Annotated in this window: 23 protein-coding genes; 19 read left to right on the plus strand and 4 right to left on the minus strand. The window is 70.2% G+C overall.

Annotated features, from left to right (window positions below):
- Nucleotides 1–66 precede the first annotated feature (66 nt).
- Genes AMK26_RS09235 through AMK26_RS09245 form a run of 3 tightly spaced genes read left to right on the plus strand, consistent with a single transcriptional unit; the run spans nt 67 to nt 2,371 of the window.
- Nucleotides 67–1,215, plus strand: a complete 1,149-nt coding sequence (locus AMK26_RS09235) for a sugar kinase (RefSeq protein ID WP_274536114.1) — start codon at nt 67–69, stop codon at nt 1,213–1,215.
- Complete coding sequence (locus AMK26_RS09240; protein ID WP_073754005.1) at nt 1,212–1,961, plus strand: IclR family transcriptional regulator; 750 nt, start codon at nt 1,212–1,214, stop codon at nt 1,959–1,961. The genes AMK26_RS09235 and AMK26_RS09240 overlap by 4 nt, the downstream gene beginning before the upstream one ends.
- Complete coding sequence (locus tag AMK26_RS09245) at nt 1,958–2,371, plus strand: RidA family protein (RefSeq protein WP_073754007.1); 414 nt, start codon at nt 1,958–1,960, stop codon at nt 2,369–2,371. Before AMK26_RS09240 ends, AMK26_RS09245 begins: the two co-directional genes overlap by 4 nt.
- A 48-nt stretch (nt 2,372–2,419) precedes the next feature.
- Here the strand turns inward: AMK26_RS09245 and AMK26_RS09250 are convergent, their stop codons facing one another.
- Nucleotides 2,420–3,784, minus strand: a complete 1,365-nt coding sequence (locus AMK26_RS09250) for a M14 family metallopeptidase (protein ID WP_073754009.1) — start codon at nt 3,782–3,784, stop codon at nt 2,420–2,422.
- A gap of 177 nt (nt 3,785–3,961) precedes the next feature.
- Here AMK26_RS09250 and AMK26_RS09255 point away from each other — a divergent pair, with 177 nt between their 5' ends.
- Both AMK26_RS09255 and AMK26_RS38325 read left to right on the plus strand, forming a co-directional pair.
- On the plus strand, nt 3,962–5,254 hold the full coding sequence (locus AMK26_RS09255; protein ID WP_073754011.1) for an Nramp family divalent metal transporter: 1,293 nt from the start codon (nt 3,962–3,964) through the stop codon (nt 5,252–5,254).
- A 35-nt stretch (nt 5,255–5,289) separates the two neighbouring features.
- Nucleotides 5,290–5,724 carry a hypothetical protein gene (locus AMK26_RS38325; protein WP_073754013.1) on the plus strand — a complete coding sequence of 145 codons (435 nt, stop codon included), beginning with the start codon at nt 5,290–5,292 and terminating at the stop codon, nt 5,722–5,724.
- On the opposite strand, the gene AMK26_RS09265 is transcribed toward AMK26_RS38325, so the two are convergent.
- Nucleotides 5,725–7,383, minus strand: coding sequence for a chitinase (locus AMK26_RS09265; protein ID WP_073754745.1), 1,659 nt, complete (start codon nt 7,381–7,383; stop codon nt 5,725–5,727). It lies immediately after the preceding gene.
- A 425-nt stretch (nt 7,384–7,808) separates the two neighbouring features.
- On the opposite strand from AMK26_RS09265, the gene AMK26_RS09270 reads away from it, so the two are divergent.
- From AMK26_RS09270 to AMK26_RS09335, 14 genes are all read left to right on the plus strand, one after another.
- Nucleotides 7,809–8,651: a hypothetical protein gene (locus AMK26_RS09270; protein WP_073754015.1), complete on the plus strand. Its 843-nt coding sequence runs from the start codon at nt 7,809–7,811 to the stop codon at nt 8,649–8,651.
- A 55-nt stretch (nt 8,652–8,706) separates the two neighbouring features.
- Entirely contained in the window at nt 8,707–9,429 is a 723-nt protein-coding gene (gene cpaB / locus AMK26_RS09275) for a Flp pilus assembly protein CpaB (RefSeq protein WP_073754017.1), read from the plus strand.
- A gap of 7 nt (nt 9,430–9,436) precedes the next feature.
- Nucleotides 9,437–10,687, plus strand: coding sequence for an AAA family ATPase (locus AMK26_RS09280; RefSeq protein WP_073754019.1), 1,251 nt, complete (start codon nt 9,437–9,439; stop codon nt 10,685–10,687).
- A gap of 10 nt (nt 10,688–10,697) precedes the next feature.
- Complete coding sequence (locus AMK26_RS09285; protein ID WP_073754021.1) at nt 10,698–11,060, plus strand: TadE/TadG family type IV pilus assembly protein; 363 nt, start codon at nt 10,698–10,700, stop codon at nt 11,058–11,060.
- Nucleotides 11,057–11,440: a TadE family protein gene (locus tag AMK26_RS09290; protein WP_073754023.1), complete on the plus strand. Its 384-nt coding sequence runs from the start codon at nt 11,057–11,059 to the stop codon at nt 11,438–11,440. The genes AMK26_RS09285 and AMK26_RS09290 overlap by 4 nt, the downstream gene beginning before the upstream one ends.
- 16 nt (nt 11,441–11,456) lie before the next feature.
- Nucleotides 11,457–12,800, plus strand: a complete 1,344-nt coding sequence (locus tag AMK26_RS09295; RefSeq protein ID WP_073754025.1) for a CpaF family protein — start codon at nt 11,457–11,459, stop codon at nt 12,798–12,800.
- 132 nt (nt 12,801–12,932) lie between these two features.
- On the plus strand, nt 12,933–13,871 hold the full coding sequence (locus AMK26_RS09300) for a type II secretion system F family protein (RefSeq protein WP_073754027.1): 939 nt from the start codon (nt 12,933–12,935) through the stop codon (nt 13,869–13,871).
- A gap of 14 nt (nt 13,872–13,885) precedes the next feature.
- The gene (locus AMK26_RS09305; RefSeq protein ID WP_073754029.1) at nt 13,886–14,773 is read left to right on the plus strand and encodes a DUF5936 domain-containing protein; all 888 of its coding nucleotides are present in this window, start codon (nt 13,886–13,888) and stop codon (nt 14,771–14,773) included.
- A gap of 4 nt (nt 14,774–14,777) precedes the next feature.
- On the plus strand, nt 14,778–16,043 hold the full coding sequence (locus AMK26_RS09310; RefSeq protein WP_073754031.1) for a sensor histidine kinase: 1,266 nt from the start codon (nt 14,778–14,780) through the stop codon (nt 16,041–16,043).
- Complete coding sequence (locus AMK26_RS09315) at nt 16,022–16,735, plus strand: response regulator transcription factor (protein WP_073754033.1); 714 nt, start codon at nt 16,022–16,024, stop codon at nt 16,733–16,735. The genes AMK26_RS09310 and AMK26_RS09315 overlap by 22 nt, the downstream gene beginning before the upstream one ends.
- Before the next feature lie 113 nt (nt 16,736–16,848).
- Nucleotides 16,849–17,061 carry a hypothetical protein gene (locus AMK26_RS09320; RefSeq protein ID WP_073754035.1) on the plus strand — a complete coding sequence of 71 codons (213 nt, stop codon included), beginning with the start codon at nt 16,849–16,851 and terminating at the stop codon, nt 17,059–17,061.
- Nucleotides 17,058–17,636, plus strand: a complete 579-nt coding sequence (locus tag AMK26_RS09325) for a pilus assembly protein TadG-related protein (RefSeq protein ID WP_073754746.1) — start codon at nt 17,058–17,060, stop codon at nt 17,634–17,636. The genes AMK26_RS09320 and AMK26_RS09325 overlap by 4 nt, the downstream gene beginning before the upstream one ends.
- Before the next feature lie 29 nt (nt 17,637–17,665).
- The gene (locus AMK26_RS09330) at nt 17,666–18,271 is read left to right on the plus strand and encodes a hypothetical protein (RefSeq protein WP_073754747.1); all 606 of its coding nucleotides are present in this window, start codon (nt 17,666–17,668) and stop codon (nt 18,269–18,271) included.
- Nucleotides 18,271–18,921, plus strand: a complete 651-nt coding sequence (locus AMK26_RS09335) for an OmpA family protein (protein ID WP_073754037.1) — start codon at nt 18,271–18,273, stop codon at nt 18,919–18,921. The genes AMK26_RS09330 and AMK26_RS09335 overlap by 1 nt, the downstream gene beginning before the upstream one ends.
- A 32-nt stretch (nt 18,922–18,953) precedes the next feature.
- On the opposite strand, the gene AMK26_RS09340 is transcribed toward AMK26_RS09335, so the two are convergent.
- Nucleotides 18,954–19,145, minus strand: a complete 192-nt coding sequence (locus AMK26_RS09340; protein ID WP_073754039.1) for a hypothetical protein — start codon at nt 19,143–19,145, stop codon at nt 18,954–18,956.
- Nucleotides 19,146–19,155: 10 nt separating this feature from the next.
- Nucleotides 19,156–20,007 (minus strand): helix-turn-helix domain-containing protein, encoded by an 852-nt coding sequence (locus AMK26_RS09345; RefSeq protein ID WP_073754041.1) that lies wholly within the window; start codon nt 20,005–20,007, stop codon nt 19,156–19,158.
- Between the last annotated feature and the right edge of the window lie 193 nt (nt 20,008–20,200).

A 20,200-nucleotide genomic window follows, 5' to 3' on the forward strand; every position in this document is an offset into this window, starting at 1 on the left:
TGGTGTCTAACATCCGGCGCAACGCCGGGTCAATGGATCCGCCGGGACCCAGTGAGGAGCCCCAGAGTGACCGCAACCGACGTCGTCTGTCTCGGCGAGTCCATGGTCACCTTCCTGCCCTCCCGCCCCGGCCGCCTCGCCGACGTGCCGTCCTTCGCCCGCGCCATCGGGGGCGCCGAGTCCAACGTCGCCTGCGCGCTGGCCGCCGCCGGCCACCGGACGCGGTGGGTCAGCCGCGTCGGCGCCGACGGCTTCGGCGACCACCTGGTGGAGGCCGTCGCCGCGTACGGGGTCGACACCGCCGCCGTACGCCGCGACCCCACCCGCCCCACCGGCATCTACTTCCGCACGGCCACCGACCGGGCCAACGGCGCCCACGAGGTCGTCTACTACCGGGCAGGGTCCGCCGCCTCCGCGATGTCCCCGGAGACGGTCCCGTACGAGGACCTCGCCCCCGCCCGCGTCCTGCACCTGTCGGGCATCACCGCCGCGCTCTCCGCCGGCTGCCTGGCCCTGATGCGCGCCCTCACCGCCCGCCGCCCCGGCCGCCCCCTGCTCTCCTTCGACGTCAACCACCGGCCGGGCCTGTGGCGCGGCGCCGACCCCTCGGTCCTCCTCGACCTCGCCCGGGGCGCCGACCTCGTCTTCGTCGGCGAGGACGAGGCGGAGGCGGCGTGGTCCCTGCGGGGCGCGGCGGCGATCCGGGCGGCGCTGCCGGAGCCGTGCGTACTGGTGGTGAAGCAGGGCGGCCGTGGCGCGACGGCGTTCAGCCGCTGCGCGGGCGTTGAACCGGGGGCTCCGCCCCCGGACCCCCGCGCCCCGCGGCGCGAAGCTGCCGCGCACCGGGGGTGTGGGAGCGTCAGTCCCCACGGTGAAACCTCCCCTCCCGCACAGGGGGCGCGGCCCCGGCAGGGCGACACCGTCACCTTCGTCCCCGCCCCCCGCGTCGACGTCGTCGCCCCCGTCGGGGCCGGCGACGCCTTCGCCGCCGGGTTCCTGTCCGCCACCCTCCGCGGCCGCACGCTCAAGCACCGCCTCCGGCACGGGCACCTGCACGCCGCCGCCGCGCTCACCGTCCCCGGCGACCTCGGCACCCCGCCCGCCACCGCACACGCCGACCGCCTCGCCGGCCTCGACGACGACGCCTGGGAGAGACTGCACCTCGGCCCCGGCTGGACGCGGACCGGGGAAGACCAGGAGGTACGTACGCCATGAGCCAGACCGTCGACCGCGCGCTCAGCATCCTGCCGCTGCTCGCGCGCGGCCCCGCCGACCTCGGGCAGGTCGCCGGCGCCCTCGGCGTACACAAGTCGACCGCCCTGCGGCTGCTGCGCACCCTCCATGAGCACCGGCTCGTCTACCGCCAGCAGGACCAGCGCTACCGCCTCGGCGCCCGGCTGTTCGCCCTCGCGCAGGAAGCCGTGGAGAACCTCGACATCCGCGAGATCGCCCACCCACACCTCGTACAGCTGGGCGAGGAGACCGGGCACACCGTGCACCTCGCCGTGTACGAGGAAGGCGAGGTGCTCTACCTCGACAAGGTCGACAGCCGCTACCCGGTCCGCATGTACTCACGCATCGGCAAGCCCGTCGCGATCACCGTCGCCGCCGTGGCGAAGCTGCTGCTCGCCGACCTGCCCGAGGCCGAGCGCCGCGCGCTGGCCGCGAAGCTCGACTACCCCATGTACACGCCCCGTTCGATCCCGAACGCCGCCGCCTTCCTCCAGGAGCTGGCGGCCGTACGTGAACAGGGCTGGGCCACCGACCTCGGTGGCCACGAGGAGTCCATCAACTGCGTCGCGGCCCCGATCCGCGGCGCGGACGGCCGGGTCGTCGCCGCCATGTCGGTGTCCGCGCCCAACGTCGTCGTCACCGCCGAGGAACTCCTCGCACTGCTCCCACTGGTGCGCCGCACCGCCGATGCCATCAGCCGTGACTACTCAGGCAAGGACACCGCATGACCGGGAAGACCCCGAAGACCGCGATCACCCCCGCCACCCACACCGCCCCGCCCGCCCGCTTCTCCCACGGCGTACGCAAGGGCAACATCCTCCAGGTGGCCGGCCAGGTCGGCTTCCTCCCGGCAGTCGAGGGCGAGCCCCCGACCGTCGCCGGGCCGACCCTGCGCGAGCAGACCCTCCAGACCCTCGCCAACGTGGAGGCGGTCCTGAAGGAGGGCGGCGCGAGCTGGGACGACGTGATGATGATGCGCGTCTACCTCACCGACACGGCGCACTTCGCCGAGATGAACGAGATCTACAACGCGTACTTCGCCGACCTGACCGCCGTCCCCGCCGCCCGTACGACGGTCTACGTCGGCCTCCCCGCCGGCCTGCTCATCGAGATCGACGCACTGGCCGCGCTCGGCTGAACCGCCGCGGTACGGCGGGGAATCCCGTACCGCGACGGCCCTCGGGCACTACGCGCAGTACTGCTGCTCCTTGCCGATCGACCGGTACATGCAGTCCGCGTTCTCGATCAGTTGCAGCACCGCGTCCCGGTTGCGGCTCGTCTCGCGCTCGATGACCTCGTCGGGCGGGTAGAAGCCGCCGCCCGAGGAAGAACGCGGGTACATCTCGAAGGTGTAGCCGAAGATCTTGTGCGCGCCCCACAGGTAGTCGTCGATGGACCCGTCCGTGATGTACAGGTCACTGGACTGCTCAGGCGTGTAGCCGTTGCTCGCGGCCATCTTGCGGCCGACGGTGGCGAAGGCGTCGCGGTCGTCCTGGGTGAGGCCGGGGGCCGTGTCGTTGTACGTGTAGCCGTACGGCCACAGGATGAGTTCGCTGTACGTGTGGAAGTCGATGCCCGCCTTGATCTGCTGCTTGCCGCCGACGACCCGGGAGCGGACGAAGTCGGCGACGACCTTCACCTCGGGGGCGGACTCGGGCGCGGTGCCGCGGTAGGTGTCGGAGCTGGGGGAGCCGGAGGAGCCGCCGCAGCAGCCCCACTTGAAGTTCCAGTTGCGGTTCATGTCCGTGCCGACGTACGACGAACCGGAGTTGGGCTGCCGGTTCTTGCGCCAGCTACGGTAGGAGCCGGTGGCGATGTCGTACTCGCCGCCGTCGGGGTTGAGGTCCGGCACGATCCAGATCTCGCGGTTGTTGACGGCGCTGGTGATCCGGGAGTCGGAGCCGTAGCCGGCGCCGAACTCACGCATCAGGTACAGCGCCATCTCGACGGTGAGGTGCTCGCGCGCGTGCTGGTGGTGGGTGAAGAGGATCTCGGGCTCGTTCTCGTCCGTGGCCACGTTGTCGCTGATCTTGATGGCGACGATGTCGCGGCCCTGGTACGACTTGCCGATGACGCGGCGGCTCATGATGCCCGGGTACTGCTGGAGCCGCTGGCTGATCTCCGCGTTCATCTCGGCGTAGTTGTGGTACCGCGAGTCGGCGGAGGGGAAGTCCATGGCGCCGAGGGAGGTGCCGGAGGCCTTGCCGCCGGTCCGGTCGGGCGGGGCGGGCAGGGCTTCGAGTTTGTGGCCGAGGGCGCGCAGCTTGCGGGCCTGTTCGGCGTTGGCGCTGACGACGACCGCGTGGTCGTCGGCCTCGTCGATGGACACGCCGGTGGCGGCGAGGGCGGTGCGTTCGGCCGGGGTGGACGGGCCGTGGATCTCGTACTGCCGGATGACCTCCTCCGTGGTGGCGGCGGGGGCGGTCGGCACGTCGGCGGCCGTCGTGGTGGTGGCGGTGAGCGGTGCCGCGACGGCGAGCGCCAGGAGGGCCGTGAGGGTGGCGGACCTTCTGCCGGGTATGCCGCGTGTGCCGCGTATGCGCATGCGCATGTCGTCTCCTGCGGTGGGGGGTACGGGGTGGGTTGCCCCGTGCGAGGCATCGTCCGGCCGTGGCATGAGCGCGTCAAGTAGGCATCCGGTCGTGGCGTCACCCCCCGTACCCCTTGCGCGATCACCGCGCCGCGCGCTTTGGTGACGTGACGTCGGGTGAATGAAAGGCGGCAACGCATGGCAGACACCGCGCAACAGGGCGAGACCGAGGGGACGGGCCCCCGGCTCCGCAAGGCGAGCTGGCGCTACATCGGGCCCGGCATCGTCGTGGCCGCGACCGGCGTCGGCGCCGGCGACCTCGTCGCGACGCTCATCGCGGGCAGCAAGTTCGGCTACACGCTCCTGTGGGCAGCCGTCGTCGGCTGCCTCGTCAAGATCTCGCTGGCCGAGGCCGCCGGACGCTGGCACCTGGCCACCGGCCGCACCCTCTTCGACGGCTGGCGCAGCCTCGGCGCCTGGACGACCGTCTACTTCGCCGTATACGTCGCCATCTGGGGCTTCGTGTACGGCGCGGCCGCCATGTCGTCCAGCGCCCTGCCCCTCCAGGCGCTGTTCCCGGGCGTCATGGACCTGAAGTGGTGGGCCGTCCTGTGCGGCGTGGGCGGACTGGTCTTCGTCTGGTTCAACCGGTACGCCGTCTTCGAGAAGGTCATGACGATCCTCGTCGGCGTCATGTTCGTCGTCACCGTCTACCTCGCCATCCGCGTCACCCCGCACCTCGGCGACGCGCTCGCGGGCCTCGTACCCGTCCTCCCGGGCGGCTCGCTGATCTACACCCTCGGCCTGATCGGCGGCGTCGGCGGCACGATCACGCTGGCCGCGTACGGCTACTGGGTCAACGCCAAGGGCTGGACGGACACCTCCTGGATGAAGGTGATGCGCCTGGACAACCGCGTCGCCTACATCACCACCGGTGTCTTCGTCGTCGCCATGCTCTTCGTCGGCGCCGAGCTGCTCCACTCCTCCGGCGTCGCCCTCGCCAAGGGCGACAAGGGACTCCTGGACCTCGGCAACGTCCTGGCGGACCAGTACGGGACCGTCACCTCCAAGCTGTTCCTCATCGGGTTCTTCGCCACCTCCATCACGTCCCTGATCGGCGTGTGGCACGGCGTGAGCCTGATGTTCTCGGACTTCGTCACCCACTACCGCAAGCGGGGCGCCACCACGGGCGAGGAGGTCGCGGCCGGCGTACGAGAGAAGTCGCTGCCCTTCCGCGCGTACCTGCTGTGGCTGACGTTCCCGCCGATGTCCCTGCTCTTCCTGGACCAGCCGTTCGGCCTGGTGATCGTCTACGGCGTGATCGGCGCCTTCTTCATGCCGTTCCTGGCCCTCACCCTGGTGTGGCTGCTCAACTCCTCCCGTACGCCGCGCGAATGGCGCAACGGCTGGCTGAGCAACGGCGTGCTGGGCGCGGCGGGGCTGCTGTTCGTGGTGCTGTGCGTGCAGCAGGTGCGCGAGCTGCCCTGGTAGGGCGCGGGCCTGGTCACGTTGGCGATACTGGGGGCATGACAACGCCCCCCGGGTTCGGCCCGCCGATACCGATACAGCCGCCGTACGGCGCATCACCGGCGCCGTACGGCGGCCCGGCCCCGGCGCCCGCCTCGTACCCGGCCCCGTACCCCGCCTCGTACCCGGCCCCGTACACGCTGCCGCTCGCCGACGGACCCGAGTTCGTGGCGCACGACCGGCGCAACTCCGTGATCGTGGACCCGTCCGGGGTGTCCCTGGAGGTCAACGGCCACACCATGGACTTCCCGTGGGCGGGCGTCTCCACGGTCCACTTCGCCCCGGCCCCGTACGGCCACGTGCTGATGGTGTCCGTCACCCACCCCAGCGGCATGCTGTACGAGTGCCGGATCGACGCCAAGCGCAAGGCCCAGCTCCACCAGTGGCTGGCGGAACTGGGCCCCGTACTGCACCACTACCTCGCCGGACGGTAGCTACGGCAGGTTGTGGACGTGCGGCCCGACCGCGTTCGACCAGGCGTTGCCGGCGGTGGCGTCCCAGTTCGTGGACCAGGTCATCGCCCCGCGCAGCGCCGGGTACGTCTTCGACGGCTTGAACGAGCCGCAGCCGGTGCCGCGCGTCAGGCAGTCCAGCGCGTTCTTCACGATCGACGGGTCGACGTAGCCGCTGCCCGCGCCACGCGGTGAGGCGGGCACGCCGAGCCCGACCTGCGAGGGGTCGAGGCCGCCCTCCAGCTGGATGCAGGCGAGCGCGGTGAGGAAGTCGACCGAGCCCTGCGCGTACACCTTGTTGTCGCAGCCCATCATCGAACCGCTGTTGTAGTACTGCATGTTGACCACCGTGAGGATGTCCTTCACGGCCAGCGCCGTCTTGAAGTACTCCGTTCCGGTGTTCTGCATGTCGATGGTCTGCGGCGCCATCGTCAGTACCATCCCGGGCCCGGCCTTCGCCGACAGCTGACGCAGCGCCTTGGTCAGGTACGTGGAGCTGATGCCGTGCTCCAGGTCGATGTCGACCCCGCTGAAGCCGTACTCCTGCATCAGGGCGTACGCGCTGTTCGCGAAGGCCGTCGCCGACGCGTCGCTGTTTATGGTGACGTTGCCCTTCTCGCCGCCCACCGAGATGATCACCGACTTGCCGGCGGCCTTCTTCGCCGCGATGTCGGCCTTGAAGTCGGCGACCGAGGCGTAGCCGACGGCCGGGTCCAGGTTGAAGACGATCTGGCCGGGCGTGGCGGTGGAGTCGGCGAACGACACGGCGATGATGTCGTACTGCGCCTGCACGTCCCGCAGCTTCTGCACCGTGGCACCGTTGTTGAAGTTCTGCCAGTAGCCGGTCACCGCGTGGCGCGGCACGGCGGGGTTGGGGTTGGTCCCACCGGTGGACGTCTTCCCCGTCACCGCCGCCGACTTCGCCGACTCACCGGCCGCGTTCACCGCGCTGACCTGGAAGCTGTACGAGGTGTTCGCGGCCAGCCCGGTCACGGTCGCCGACGTCCCGGTCACCGACTGCACCTTGGTGCCGTCCCGGTAGACGTGATAGCCGGTCGCGCCGGAGACGCCGTTCCAGCTCAGGGCGACGGACGACGAGGTCACCGCGCCGGTGGCCAGCCCGCTGGGCGTGGCCGGCACCACCGGGTCGGGGTCGCCCCCGCCGCCCCCGTCGGGCCCGAAGACCGAGATGTCGTCGGCGTAGTAGGCGGGCTGCCCGTACCACCCGTGCGTGTAGACGGTGACGGACGTCGTGCTCGCGCCGGTCGTGAAGCGGGTGGTCAGCTGCTTCCAGCCGGCCGAGTCCGGCGTCCACGTCGACACGTCCGTCGTCCCGGTGCCGCTCGCGCCGAGGTACGCGTACCCGCCCTGCACCCAGGCGCTCAGCGTGTACGTGGAGTTCGGCTTGACCGCCACGGTCTGCGCGCACCGGGCGATGTCCTGCCCGCCGGGCGTGGCCCGGAGCGCGGCGGCCCCGCCGTGCACGGGGGAGGAGACGGTGGCGCCGCTGCCGGCCGAGCACGTCCAGTTGGCGAGCCCGGACTCGAAGCCGGCGTTCTTGGCGACGTTGACGTCGGCGGCGTGCGCGGTGCCGGCGGCCCCGCCGACGAGGGCGAACCCGGCGCCTACGGCCAGCGCCAGGGTCCCGCCGAGCCATCTGCCGCGACGTGCGGGTCTGCGTGCGGGTCTGCGTGCGGGTCTGCGTGCGCTTTCGCGTGTGCGGTGTGAGGGGTCCACGTGCTGCCTCCGGTGGGGGAGTCGGGGAGGTGCTGGGGAACGGTGGCCACCGCCGTTTTCGTAAAGCTGGTCCAGACCAATCGACTTGTCAAGACCTCTGGAAAGAAACAGGAGTTAACCACTGACGCCTTCGTCCGGATTGGTCACCCACGGGTCGTCCACGCAGTGCGAGCGAGCGATCTGAAAGCTGTTCTCTGCCCCCTCAGACCTGGCTAAAGTGCGGGTGGCAGGAGTGAGCGTGGAGGAGCAGGCAGAGCACGTAAAGCAGGTAAGGCAGGTATCTGCGGTGCGCCGGAATCCCGGCGGCCGGAGCCGAACGGGGAACCAGCGTGCCGACCGCAATCGCCGTCACCAGCGCCGATCTGGTGCTACCACCGACCGACCACCAGACCCCCACAGCGGCCCTGCTGCCGTCCCCCGACGCGCAGCCGCTGGACGCCGCCGTCGCCGACATGCAGGTCATGGTCGAGCAGCACGGCTACGTCATCGCCCTGTACCCCGCCTCCCTCCCCGCCCCCCACGAACGCCGCCTGCACACCGTCCGCTCCGTCCTGGAGAGCGACCGCATCGCGCTCCTGAAACTGGACCTCCCGCCGCTCGGCGTCGCCGTCCTCGTACGCCAGCTGCGCCAGTTGTCCATCTGCGACTTCAGCCCCGGCGTCGTCGCCTCTGCCGCCCGGCTGCTGTCCCACTACATCTACGCGGGCGCCGTCCTCAACACCGTCACCCGGCTCGACCGCGTCCCCGTGAGCCTGAAGTCCCACGCCAAGTCCTGGGTCCCGGGCTCACAGTTCGGCGTCCTCGCCACCCCGGCACCGCAGCTGATCAGGATCGGCACCGGGGAGCAGCTCGCCGGGCCGGAGTTCGGTACGCAGCTGATGCTGGCCCGGGGACAGCTGACGTCCGACTGGGTCACCGAGAGCCTCGCGCCCGCCTGGCGCGTACAAGGAGTGGTGGAGAGCGCGCTGCCGGCCGACTCGCCGAAATGGTGGGGGACGGCGAAGATGATGGAATTCGCCGCCTTTCTCCCCGACATCTCGGTCCTCTACCAACTCGTCGCCTCCGTACGGCGGGAAGTGTGCTCCTGGTGCGGAATCGACCTCATAGGGGACCGCTGCGGATTCTGCTCGGCCCCGCTCGTGCCGCCCGAGTTCAGCCAGGGAACGGCATGAGCCACCCGATACGCCCACTCCCACGCCTACGTCTCCTCACGAGGTCGCCCCGCCCATGAACTCACGTCAGCGTCGCGGTGTCATTCTGCTGCTCCTTTCGGTCCTGTGCGCCCTCGGCGCGTTCGCCGGTGTGGTCACGGTGATCAGCGACGTGAATGCGAAGGTCGGGCCGGAAGTCGACGCGTACGAACTGAAAGCCGACGTGGCGGCCTACACGGCTCTCCAGCCCGGCCAGTTCCAGAGGATAAAGATGCCCAAGCGCTGGCTTTCCGGAAACGCCGTCACCGACCTCTCCGTCGTCAAGGACAAAATCGCCGTCACCGACCTCAAAAAGGGCTCACTGCTCCAGGAGGACATGATCGCCAGACGGCCCGCGCTGGAGAACGGCCAGCAGGAGATCGCCATCATGATCGACGCCTCCACCGGAGTCGCCGGAAAGATCACCGCCGGCTCGCTGGTGAACATCTTCGCCACCTTCGACGACGACAACCGCGAAAAGGGCGCCGTCGCCGAGTCCCGCATCATCGTCGCCAACGCCCGCGTCCTCGACGTCGGCAAACTCACCCCGCTCGACGGCAAGCGCGACGACAACCGGGGCATCGGCATCCGGGAAGCCGTACCGATCACCTTCGCGCTCTCCACCACCGACGCCCAGCGCGTGGCCTACGCCGAGTCGTTCGCCGAGCACGTACGGCTCGCCCTGCTGCCCAGGAACAGCCCCACCGTCCTCCGGCCCGGCGAGGGCAGCTACACGCTCGACGAAGACAAGAACAAGTGAGGGCCGGATGACCACACGCATCCTCCCGGCCGTCGGTGACGCCGACGCCGCCCGATCCATCACCACCCTCCTCAGCCAGCTCCCCGACGCCGAACCCGCCGGACCGGTCGGCGACTCGACCTCCCTGATCGACACCCTCGCGCGGCTCGCCGCCGAGTCCCTCGACGAACTGCCCGAGGTCGTGCTGGTCCACGGCGGGATCGGGCCCGTCCCCGCACTCGAACTCATCCGGGAGGTCGCCCTCCGCTTCCCCGCCGTCGGCGTCGTCCTCGTCACCGCCGACGCGGGCCCCGGCCTCTACTCGGCCGCCATGGACTCCGGCGCCCGCGGCCTGATCGGCCTGCCCCTGTCGTACGAGGAACTCGCCCAGCGCGTCCAGTCCGCGGCCGCCTGGTCCGTGGGCGTACGGCGCCACCTCGGACAGGGCGGCGACGTCTTCACCGGACCGGGCGGCCGGGTCATCACCGTGAGCGGCGCCAAGGGCGGAGTCGGCACCACCGTCACCGCGGTACAGCTCGCCCTCGCCGCCCGGGCGTCCGGCCTGAGCGTGGCGCTGGTGGACCTGGACCTCCAGGCCGGGGACGTGGCGTCGTACCTGGACGTGCAGTTCCGGCGGTCCGTCGTGGACCTCGCCGCCGTCCAGGACATATCGCCCCGGGTGCTCCAGGACGCCCTGTACGCCCACCAGACCGGCATCGGGCTGCTCCTCGCGCCGGGGGAGGGCGAGCGGGGCGAGGACGTCAGCGACCGGTCGGTCCGCCAGATCGTCAGCGCGCTGCGCAACCGCTACGAGGTCGTCGTCATCGACTGCGGTACGCACCTCGACAGCGCCAACGCCGCCGCCATCGAGATGGCCGACACCACGCTGCTCGTCGTCACCCCGGACGTGGTGGCCGTGCGCGCCGCCAAGCGCATGGTCCGGCTCTGGGACCGGCTCCAGATCCGCAAGGCGGAGGAGACGGTGACGGTCGTCAACCGGCACATCCGCAACACCGAGATCCAGCCCCCGCTCGTCGAGAAGATCACCGGCACGCGCGTCACGAGGACCTCCGTACCCGCGAACTTCAAGGAACTCCAGTCGGTCGTCGACGCCGGCCGGATGCAGGACCTGGAAGCCAAGTCGTCCGTCAAGCAGGCGCTGTGGGCACTGGCGGGCGAACTGGGGATCGTGAAGGCAGTGGAAGGGGAAAGCAGGCAGGGGAAGTTCCGCGGCGACCGGGGCTCGGTGGGGCTGCGGCGCGGGCGCGGCAACAGGTAGGGGATACGTCATGAGACGCCGTCACGGAAATGACCGGGGACAGGTCGCGGTCGAGTTCACCGGCATGGTCCCGGTCGTCCTCGGCGTGATCGTCCTGCTCTGGCAGGCCGCCCTCGTCGGCTACGCCTGGTCGCTGGCCGGCAACGCGGCGGACGCGGCGGCCCGCGCGGGGACGGTGGGCGGGGCGGGGGCGTGCGCGGCGGCGGCGCAGGGGAGCGTCTCGGGGGCGTGGACGGCGCAGGCGAACTGCTATCCCGACGGCGACCTGTACACGGCGTCGGTCGACCTGAACGTCCCTGTCCTGTTCCCGGGCTTCGACATCCCCGTACCCGTGACCGGCACGGCGTCCGTCGCGAGGGAGGGCGACCGATGACCGCGTACGTACGTGAAGGGCGGCGCGCCGGAGACGCCGGCCAGTCGGCGGTCGAGTTCGTCGGCTGGGTCACCGTGCTGCTGATCGCCGCCCTGGCGGCCGTCCAGCTCGGGTTCGTGGCGTACGCCGTACAGCAGGCGGGTACGGCGTCGAGAGCGGCGGCGCGGGTGGCGTCGCAGGACCCGACCGCGAACGCCGGTGCTGCCGGCAAAGCCGCCACGAGCGCCTGGCTGGACACGGGTGTCACCGTTTCCCCGGGCGGCGGCGACGAGGTCACCGCCACCGCTACCGTCCCCATCCCCTCCGTCATTCCGCTGTTCAGCTTCCCCAGCGCCCAGAGGTCCACCACCATGCCCGTCACCACGCCCGCCACCGACTGAGGGAGTTGAGAACGACATGAGCTTGCGGGCGCGCATCACCAGTCCCGAGCCGGTCAACGGCAAGGGCGAGGACAACCACCTCGTCGGCGTCTACCGCGTCAAGCTCCTGGAGGAGATCGACCTCGCGGAGATGTCCGCCCTGGCGACCGCCGAGCGCCGCGCCCGCCTGGAGCGGGTGCTCGGCCACATCATCAGCCGCGAGGGCCCCGTCCTGTCCTCCACCGAGCGCTCGCAGCTCATCCGCCGCGTCGTCGACGAGGCCCTCGGGCTCGGCATCCTCGAACCGCTCCTCGAAGACGCCTCCATCAGCGAAATCATGGTCAACGGCCCCGAGCAGGTCTTCGTCGAGCGGCGCGGCCGCCTCGAACAGCTGCCGATGCGGTTCTCCTCCACCGAGCAGCTGATGCAGACCATCGAACGGATCGTCTCCACCGTCAACCGCCGCGTCGACGAGTCCAACCCGATGGTCGACGCCCGCCTGCCCAGCGGCGAACGCGTCAACGTCATCATCCCGCCGCTGTCCCTCTCCGGCCCCATCCTCACCATCCGCCGCTTCCCCCGCGCCTTCACGCTCCAGGAGATGGTCGCCCTCGGCTCGCTCGACGAGCACATGGTGATGCTGCTCGCCGGGCTCGTACGCGCCAAGTTCAACGTGATCGTCTCCGGCGCCACCGGCACCGGGAAGACCACCCTGCTCAACGCGCTGTCCGGCCTCATCCCCGAGGGCGAGCGCATCGTCACCATCGAGGACTCGGCAGAACTCCAGCTCCAGCAGTCCCACGTCATCACCCTCGAAGCCCGCCCCCCGAACGTGGAGGGCAAGGGCCGGGTCACCATCCGCGACCTCGTACGCAACTCGCTGCGCATGCGCCCCGACCGGATCATCGTCGGTGAGGTACGAGGCGGCGAGACCCTCGACATGCTCCAGGCCATGTCCACCGGCCACGACGGCTCCCTCGCCACCGTCCACGCCAACAGCGCCGAGGACGCCCTGATGCGCCTCCAGACCCTCGGCTCCATGTCGGAGGTGGAGGTCCCGTTCGTCGCGATCAAGGACCAGATCAACAGCGCGGTCGACGTCATCGTCCAGCTCACCCGGCACGCCGACGGCGCCCGCAAGATCACCGAAATCGCGATCGTCGACTCCCACGGGCGTGAGGAGTACCGCATCGTGACCGTCTGCCGGTTCGCCGCCCAGCCGATGGCCGCCGACGGCCGGATCCACGGCCACTTCGAGTACCACCCGCTCCCGCGCCGCGTCGCCGAACGCCTCTACCTCAAGAGCGAGGCCATACCGGCGGCCTTCGGCGTCGCCCAGACCGACGAACAGCTCGCCCTCCGCCGCGCGACGACCGGCTGACCCCCGCCCCCGACCGGCCCCGCCCGACCGCCGCCCACCGCCTGACCTCCGCCCGACCTCCGCCCCCGACAGCCCGCCGCCCGACCGCCGCCCGGCCCCGCCCGCCGCCCCTGACTGGACCGATGGACCACCATGGAAAACGTCCCCCTCCTGACGCTCGGTGTCACGCTCCTCGCCTGCGCGCTGGGCGTCGCCGGCGTACACGTCTACGCGTCCGGCAAGGCGCAGCGCCAGGCCATCGTGGCCCGGATGACCCAGACGGGACACGTCCCCCTCCACGGCCGGCGCCGCCGCTTCGTACGCGTCGACCGGCGCCTGCGCACCACCGCCCTCGGCCGCCGCATCGAACGCAAGATCGCCGCCACCGGACTCGACCTCACCCCCGGCGAGTACGCCGTCTACGCGGTGGCCGCCCTGCTCGGGATCTACTTCACCGTCGGCGCGGTCTTCGCCCCGTTCTTCGGCGTCCTCGCCGCCCTCGCCGGCCTGTGGGGCGCCGCCGCGTTCCTCAACTGGCAGCGCCAGAAGCGCACCGAGGCGTTCATCAACCAGCTCCCCGAGCTCACCCGCGTCCTCGCCAACGCCACCCAGGCCGGCCTCGCCCTCCGTACCGCCATCGCCATGGCCGCCGAGGAGCTCGACGACCCGGCCGGCGAGGAGCTCCGCAAGGTCGCCGACCAGCTGGCCGTCGGCCACAGCCTCGACGACGCGCTCGGCGACCTCGCCGACCGGCTGCCCTCCCGCGAACTCGTCGTCCTCGTCTCCACCCTCGTCCTGTCCAACCGCGCCGGCGGCCAGGTCGTCACCTCCCTCCGCAACCTCACCGGCACCCTGGAGGAGCGCAAGGAGACCCGGCGCGAGGTCGTCACCCTCCTCTCCCAGGTCAAGGTCACCGCCTTCGCCCTGCCCCTCCTCGGACTGGGCTTCCTGCTGATGATCAACGGCATGGCCCCCGGCGCCCTGGACAAGATGACCGGCTCGGTCGCCGGCCAGATCGGCTCCGTCCTCGCCTTCGGCCTCTACGCCGCCGGCTTCGTCCTCATCCGCCGCCTGTCCCGCATCCGCGTCTGAGGAGGTGACACGTCATGGGCCTGTTGTACGCGGCCGTCATCGGCCTGTCCGTGTACGGCGTCTTCCACGGCATCCGCATGTACCGGGCCGACGCCAAACTCCCCGGTGACCTGGTCCTCGCCCTCGAAGTCGGCGCCACCCGCACCACCGCCGTCGGCTCCGGCATCGACCGGCTCGGCATGCGCTACGCCCCCGCCGTCCTCGGCATGATGGGCCCCAAGCGGGTCGACGCGCTGCGCCGCCGCCTCGACATGGCGGGCAACCCCGGCGGCATGACCGTCGACCGGTACGCCGCCCGCCGCGCCGTCTACGGCTTCCTCGGCATCCTCGCCGCCCTCGCCATGCTGGCACGCGGCCAGACGGTCGTCGCCGTCGTCATCCTGCTGTACGGGCTGACCTGGACCGACGTCCTGCTCCGGCTCGCCATCCGCCGCCGCCGCGACGACATCGAGCGCACCCTGCCCGACTTCCTCGACGTCCTCGCCGTCGTCGTCTCCGCCGGCCTCGGCTTCCGCCAGGCCCTGGAGCGGGTCGCGGAGAAGTACTCCGGCCCGTGGGCCGACGAACTGCGCATCACGCTGCGCCAGATGGACATGGGCGTCAGCCGCCGCGACGCCTTCGACCAGCTGCGCAAACGCAACGCCTCCGAGCAGGTCTCCATGTTCGTCACCGCCCTCCAGCAGGGCGAGGAACTGGGCGCGCCCATCGTCGACACGCTCATCCAGATCGCCAACGACATGCGGCGCACGGACGCCCAGAACGCACGGCGCACCGCCGCCAAGGCCGTACCGAAGACCACACTCGTCGTGACGATGGTGATGCTGCCCGCCACCATGATCCTGATCGCCCTGAGCTTCTACTACGGCTCCGGTGTCGACTTCACGGACATCATCGGCGGGTGACCCCATGCCACTGAGAACAGCGGATCCCCCTTCCCTCCCCCTCCAGATCAACGCCCTCCAGGCACTGTGCCGCCAGGTGTTCGGCTTCCGGCTGGCGATGATCGTGCTGGCGTCCCCGTTCGCCCTCGACGGCGCCGCGCCGGGCCTCGGCACCTGGCTGGTGGGTGCCGCCGTCCTCATCACCTTCATGGTGTCGTACGTCGTGCTGCGCGACTGGGAGCGCTTCGGCCGCATCCTGCTGCGCCACCCCGTCGTGCTGGCCGGCGACATGCTGTTCGGCGCGCTGCTGCTGGCCACCGCGTCACCCGAGTCGACGCTCGCGTACGTCACCATCTGTACGCCGCTGCTCGCCGGCCTGCTGTACGGCTGGCGCGGCGCCGCGTTCTTCGCCGTACTCCAGTCGCTGCTGCTGCTCCTGTCGTACGGCGTGAGCACCGAGGTCGCGGTGGAGCCCTCCTCGCTCCTCTTCCCCGGCCTGTGCGTGATCGCCGGAGCGGTCGGCTCCACCCTCCGGGGCCTCATCCTCGACTTCGGCGCCGCGAGCCAGGCCCTCACCGAGGCACGTGCCCGCCTCGCCGTCACCGGCGCCGTGGAGGCCGAACGGGCGCGGCTCGCCCGCGAGATGCACGACTCGGTCGCCAAGACCCTGCACGGGCTGGCGCTGGCCGCCGACGGCCTGGCGTCCACCGTGGACCGCGCGGACCCCTCGTCGGTGCGCCGCCAGGCGGAACTCGTCGCCCGCTCCGCCCGCCGCGCCGCCGCCGAGTCGCGCGAGCTGCTGGCCGACCTCCGCCGCGAGTCGGGCCTGGACGGCGGGGTGGACGTCGCCGCCGAACTGGCGGCACGCGCCGCCGACTTCGCCCGTCGCCACGGCGTACGCACCACGTACCGCCCGCTGGGCACCGCCCCGCCCCGCGCCCCGCACGCGGTGGCCCGCCAGCTCCTGGCCATCGCCTCGGAGGCCATGGAGAACGCCCACCGGCACGGCCGGCCGTCATGCGTCACCGTGTCGGCGGGCGTGACCGACGACGTCCTGCGCCTGAGCGTCTACGACGACGGCCACGGCCTCCCCGCCGGCACGACGCTCGACGACCTGAAACGGGCGGGCCACTTCGGCCTCGTCGGCATGGTCGAGCGCGCCGCGTCGATAGGCGCCCGCATCCGCATCGGCCGGGGGCGGGCCACGAAGGGCACGGAGGTCCGGCTGGAACTGCCCGTACGGGCGCTGGAAACGGAGGGTGCACCACCATGCATGACCACCTGCGAGTGATCGTCGCCGACGACAACCCCGTCGTCCGGGCGGGCCTCACCGCCCTGCTGTCCGGCCGCGAGGACATCGAGGTCGCCGCCCAGGCCTCCGACGGCCGCGAGGCGTACGAGGAGGCGGTACGCCACCATCCGGACGTCATCCTCCTCGACGTCCGCATGCCAGGCGTCGACGGCATCGCGGCCCTGCCCCACCTGGTACGCCTGGCGCCCGTCCTGATGACCACGTACAGCCGCGAGTCGGACATCGTCCACGAGGCCCTCCGCCTCGGCGCGTGCGGCTACCTCGTCCACGGCGAGTTCACGGCCGACCAACTCGTCGACGCGGTACGCGACGCAAAACTGGGCCGTGCGCATTTCACCCACACGGCGTCGAACGCCCTGCTGGCGACCGTCCGCGCCCACTATGCGTCTGCAACGCCTACGTCGCCACCAACTGGCGGGCGGGGTCCAGATTTTTCCCGAACCTCTTCGCAGCAGCAAGCGAGTATGGCACATTCATTACTGAGCCAACGGGAGGTGGAGGTGATGGACCTGATCGCGTCGGGTATGACCAATCAGCAGATCGCCGCCACGTGCTTCATCAGCCAGAAGACGGTCAAGAACCACATCAACCGCATCTTCGCCAAGCTCAACGCCGAAAGCCGCGGCCAGGCCATCGCCATCTGGCACGGAGGGGGACACACCCATGGCTGACCACCCCCAACCCCCCAATTGGGCCCCCACTTGGGCCCCCAGGCCCATGCCCGGCCACCTCCACCCGCCGTACGTTCCCCCCATCGAGCTGTACGAGCCCGGAGGAGACCACCATGTCGAACATCACGCTGTACGTGGGTACGTGGGCGAAGACAACCGCTGCGGCGCTCAAGCGCCGGGGGGACCGGGGGCAGGGAGCCGTCGAGTACGTCGGGATCATCATCCTGGTGGGGGTGATCATCGCGGCGGTGGTGGGGTCGGGCGTGGGGGACACGATCGCTACCAACCTCGTGACGCGGGTCACGGAAATTATCGGCGGTGGCTGACGGTCACCAGGCACGCATCGCGCGAGTCAGGGCAGGCTTCGCCACTGTACGTATTCGTGGTGGCGAGCCTGCTCTTTCTTGCGCTTGCGTTCTTCGCGGTCGGTCAAGCAGGAGCCACCCGTAACGGGGCCCAATCAGCGGCGGACGCGGCCGCTCTGGCAGCGGCCCGTGAGCAGCGGGACAGTTTCGCTCTCACCATCGACGAACTCGGGGATCTGCTCAACGGCGACCTGATTCCCACGCTCGACGGGTGCGGTGCGAGCCACTACTACGCCGGACAGAACGGCGCGGAGGTCGACGATTGCGCCTCTTTGAACGACGGCCGTTGGGGCTCAACAGTCTGGGTGACTTCCCTCAAGCCGGTCGGGGACACCGTTTTGCCCGGCACGGAGGGCCAGCACGCCAAGGCCACGGCCACAGCGATCGTCATTCCCAGGTGCAGCTTTGAGCCCGCCGATGACGACAGTGCTGCTTCCCCTGGGTCGCTTGACTGCGAGGGTGACGTCGTAGATCTGGACCTGACTGATCTCCCGGATATGTCCGACCTCTTCGAAGTCCGGCTCGCCGAGGACTGACCGCGAAGGAACGCAAAGGAATGGCACTCATGAGTAATCGGTACGGGATGGCACCGCGCAGAGCGGCGGCCGGAGTGACCGCTGTGGCATTGGCTGTGCTCCTGTCCGCTTGTGGTGGTGGCGACGGTGGGGGCAATGACGGTGCCGACAAGGAACCGGAAAAGGCGGGCAGCGCTTCCTCTGCACCTTCCGATCCGGGTAAGTCGGAGAATGCCGGACCGACGACGCCGGACGCGAGCCAGACACTGGCGACGATCAACGGCAGCAACGGGTTCCAGATTGTGGTTCACACGGCCGTAAGGGACCAGGGCGGCTTTCTGACCGTAACCGGGACCCTGAAGAACACTACTGCCAAGATGCTGATCGCCCCCAGTAACTGGAATGGCCAGGAACTCAACGTAAAGCGGACTGGACCATCCCTCGCGGGAGCCACCCTTGTGGACAAGGTCGAAAAGAAGCGCTACTACGTCTTGCGTGACACGGAAGGCTATCCGCTGACCACCACTGGCATCAGCGCCGTGAAGGCGGGGGAGAGCATCAGCATCTTCGCCCAGTTCCCTGCGCCACCCGCCACCACCTCTCAGGTGGACTTCCAGCTGCCGCTGATGCCACCCGCGACGATCGAGATCTCGTGATGCGTACCCCCACGCCCTGCCCCCGCAGGACCTCCGTACGCCGCCCCGCAGCGTCCGTGCTCGCTGCCGTCGTGCTGTTCACCGGCGTCCAGTTCACCGGCGCCTCCGGGGCGTACGCCGATGACATCCCGAGTACGCCTCCAGGTACCGAGTCGACCGAGCCACCACCAGAAGTCGACGGGAACTCACCCGGCCTCAAGATGCGCGACGGCGCCACCCTCGCACCTGCGAAGGTGCTGCCTCTCATCTCGATCGTCGAGTCCGAAGGCGGCGAGGAGCGGCGCGAGGAGACGAGCTCGAACCTGAAGTTCGCGCTCCAGGCGGAAGTCCTGTTCGGCAAGGACAGCGCCAAGCTGACCGCCGAGGCGAACTCCCGTATCGCCGCCATCGCCGTAGAGATCAAGAAGCAGAACGCCACCAAGGTCCGCATCTTCGGCTTCACCGACAACCTCGGCTCCTCCGCCCACGGTGACGTCCTGTCCAAGCAGCGCGCGGACGCCGTGCACAAGGTGTTGTCGCCCATGCTCACCTCCGGCGGGATCACGTACGAGATCCGTGGGTACGGCGAGCAGTACCCGATCGCGGACAACAGCACCGAAGAAGGCCGCAAGAAGAACCGCCGCGTGGAGGTCTCCTTCCCGCGCGGCTGACGTGCCGTTCTCAGGCCGGCAAGGCGGAGCGCCTACAGCAGGTGGTCCGCCTTGCCGGCCTTGATGTCCCGGATCAGGTTCCGCAGCGCCTCCCGGCTGTCGGTGAGGTAACGGTCCTCCTCACCGAGCACGGCGATGTAGCCGTTGCCGTCGGCGTCGGTTCCGAGGCGGAAGCAGCTCGCCCCCTCGCCGCAGAACGGCTCTTCCCACGTGATGTCGGTCATGGCGTCTCCCTCAAAGGCTGCGTGCGATGGTGTGGACGAAGTCGCGGGACTCCTCCACAGGCAGAGCGATGCGTTCCATCCAGTCGAGATGCGCGCGGTACTTGGCCAACTGTGCCTCGGTGTGCAGGAAGTCCGGGCCGTGCGAGTTGTCGATCTGGACGGTGTCGAGCTGCGGTACAGGACCCTCCAGATAGTTGATGGTCTGGCCGGCCCCAGGGAAGGCGCCCGCCTCGAAGGGCAGCACCAGCACGGTGATCGAAGGCCGTTCGCTCACAGTCAGCAAGTGCTCCAACTGGGCTCGCGCCACGGCCCTTCCCCCGAACTGCATGCGCAGTGCCGCTTCGTGGATGACGACGGCGTACTCCGGCGCGTCGTCGGAGGCAAGTAGCCGCTGGCGCTCCATCCGGTGTGCCAATCGCAGCGCAATCTCGCCCTCCGGCAGCCGGGGAATCACGACCCGGAACACCGCCAGGGCGTGGTCAGTGGTCTGGAGGATGCCCGGGATGTGAACGGAGTGAGCGGACCTGATGCGGCGGGCGTACGCCTCAAGTTCGGCGATGTCGAGCAGCCCCGCCGGAAGGGTTCCGCGATACCGCTCCCACCAGCCGCGCTTGGCGGGCGTGGCCATGTCGGCGAGTGCTGCGACGTACCGCTCGTCGTCGCATGCGCAGTTGCAGGCAAGGGTACGGAGGCGCTCGGGGCTGATGGCGCGAACGCCCGACTCTATGTGGGAGATCTTCCCTCGGTCGACGCCGAGCAGCGCCGCAGCCGCCTCGGCGGACATCCCCGAAGCGTTCCGCAACTTACGAACTTCCGCGCCGAGCCTCTTCTGACGCTCCGTTGGAGACGTTCTGGCGGCCATGACAGTCCCTCCGTTGTGCCCGTGGGCAGTCTGCCGCTCAGGAGGAAGCTCACGCCATCTCGGGCCCATGTTCTCCGGATCGGGTGGAACTTTTGGCCCCTCTCTGGATGCCTTGTGTAGTGCACCGCTCACGCAACGGAGTGGAAGTGCATCGCGCGGCCATGCGCCCGCAGCGACAGGCCACCACTCGCCC

Origin of the sequence: Streptomyces sp. CB03234 (assembly GCF_001905885.1) — a bacterium.
Lineage (GTDB): Bacteria > Actinomycetota > Actinomycetes > Streptomycetales > Streptomycetaceae > Streptomyces.

Bases quoted from the DNA above. Each gene is read 5' to 3' on its own strand.
- AMK26_RS09240 (WP_073754005.1), top strand. From the start codon at position 1,212: ATGAGCCAGACCGTCGACCGCGCGCTCAGCATCCTGCCGCTGCTCGCG.
- AMK26_RS09330 (WP_073754747.1), top strand. From the start codon at position 17,666: ATGAGTAATCGGTACGGGATGGCACCGCGCAGAGCGGCGGCCGGAGTG.
- AMK26_RS09255 (WP_073754011.1), top strand. From the start codon at position 3,962: ATGGCAGACACCGCGCAACAGGGCGAGACCGAGGGGACGGGCCCCCGG.
- AMK26_RS09245 (WP_073754007.1), top strand. From the start codon at position 1,958: ATGACCGGGAAGACCCCGAAGACCGCGATCACCCCCGCCACCCACACC.
- AMK26_RS09285 (WP_073754021.1), top strand. From the start codon at position 10,698: ATGAGACGCCGTCACGGAAATGACCGGGGACAGGTCGCGGTCGAGTTC.
- AMK26_RS09315 (WP_073754033.1), top strand. From the start codon at position 16,022: ATGCATGACCACCTGCGAGTGATCGTCGCCGACGACAACCCCGTCGTC.
- AMK26_RS09280 (WP_073754019.1), top strand. From the start codon at position 9,437: ATGACCACACGCATCCTCCCGGCCGTCGGTGACGCCGACGCCGCCCGA.
- AMK26_RS09250 (WP_073754009.1), bottom strand. From the start codon at position 3,784: ATGCGCATGCGCATACGCGGCACACGCGGCATACCCGGCAGAAGGTCC.
- AMK26_RS38325 (WP_073754013.1), top strand. From the start codon at position 5,290: ATGACAACGCCCCCCGGGTTCGGCCCGCCGATACCGATACAGCCGCCG.
- AMK26_RS09300 (WP_073754027.1), top strand. From the start codon at position 12,933: ATGGAAAACGTCCCCCTCCTGACGCTCGGTGTCACGCTCCTCGCCTGC.
- AMK26_RS09340 (WP_073754039.1), bottom strand. From the start codon at position 19,145: ATGACCGACATCACGTGGGAAGAGCCGTTCTGCGGCGAGGGGGCGAGC.
- AMK26_RS09310 (WP_073754031.1), top strand. From the start codon at position 14,778: ATGCCACTGAGAACAGCGGATCCCCCTTCCCTCCCCCTCCAGATCAAC.
- cpaB (WP_073754017.1), top strand. From the start codon at position 8,707: ATGAACTCACGTCAGCGTCGCGGTGTCATTCTGCTGCTCCTTTCGGTC.
- AMK26_RS09290 (WP_073754023.1), top strand. From the start codon at position 11,057: ATGACCGCGTACGTACGTGAAGGGCGGCGCGCCGGAGACGCCGGCCAG.
- AMK26_RS09335 (WP_073754037.1), top strand. From the start codon at position 18,271: ATGCGTACCCCCACGCCCTGCCCCCGCAGGACCTCCGTACGCCGCCCC.
- AMK26_RS09305 (WP_073754029.1), top strand. From the start codon at position 13,886: ATGGGCCTGTTGTACGCGGCCGTCATCGGCCTGTCCGTGTACGGCGTC.
- AMK26_RS09295 (WP_073754025.1), top strand. From the start codon at position 11,457: ATGAGCTTGCGGGCGCGCATCACCAGTCCCGAGCCGGTCAACGGCAAG.
- AMK26_RS09345 (WP_073754041.1), bottom strand. From the start codon at position 20,007: ATGGCCGCCAGAACGTCTCCAACGGAGCGTCAGAAGAGGCTCGGCGCG.
- AMK26_RS09320 (WP_073754035.1), top strand. From the start codon at position 16,849: ATGTCGAACATCACGCTGTACGTGGGTACGTGGGCGAAGACAACCGCT.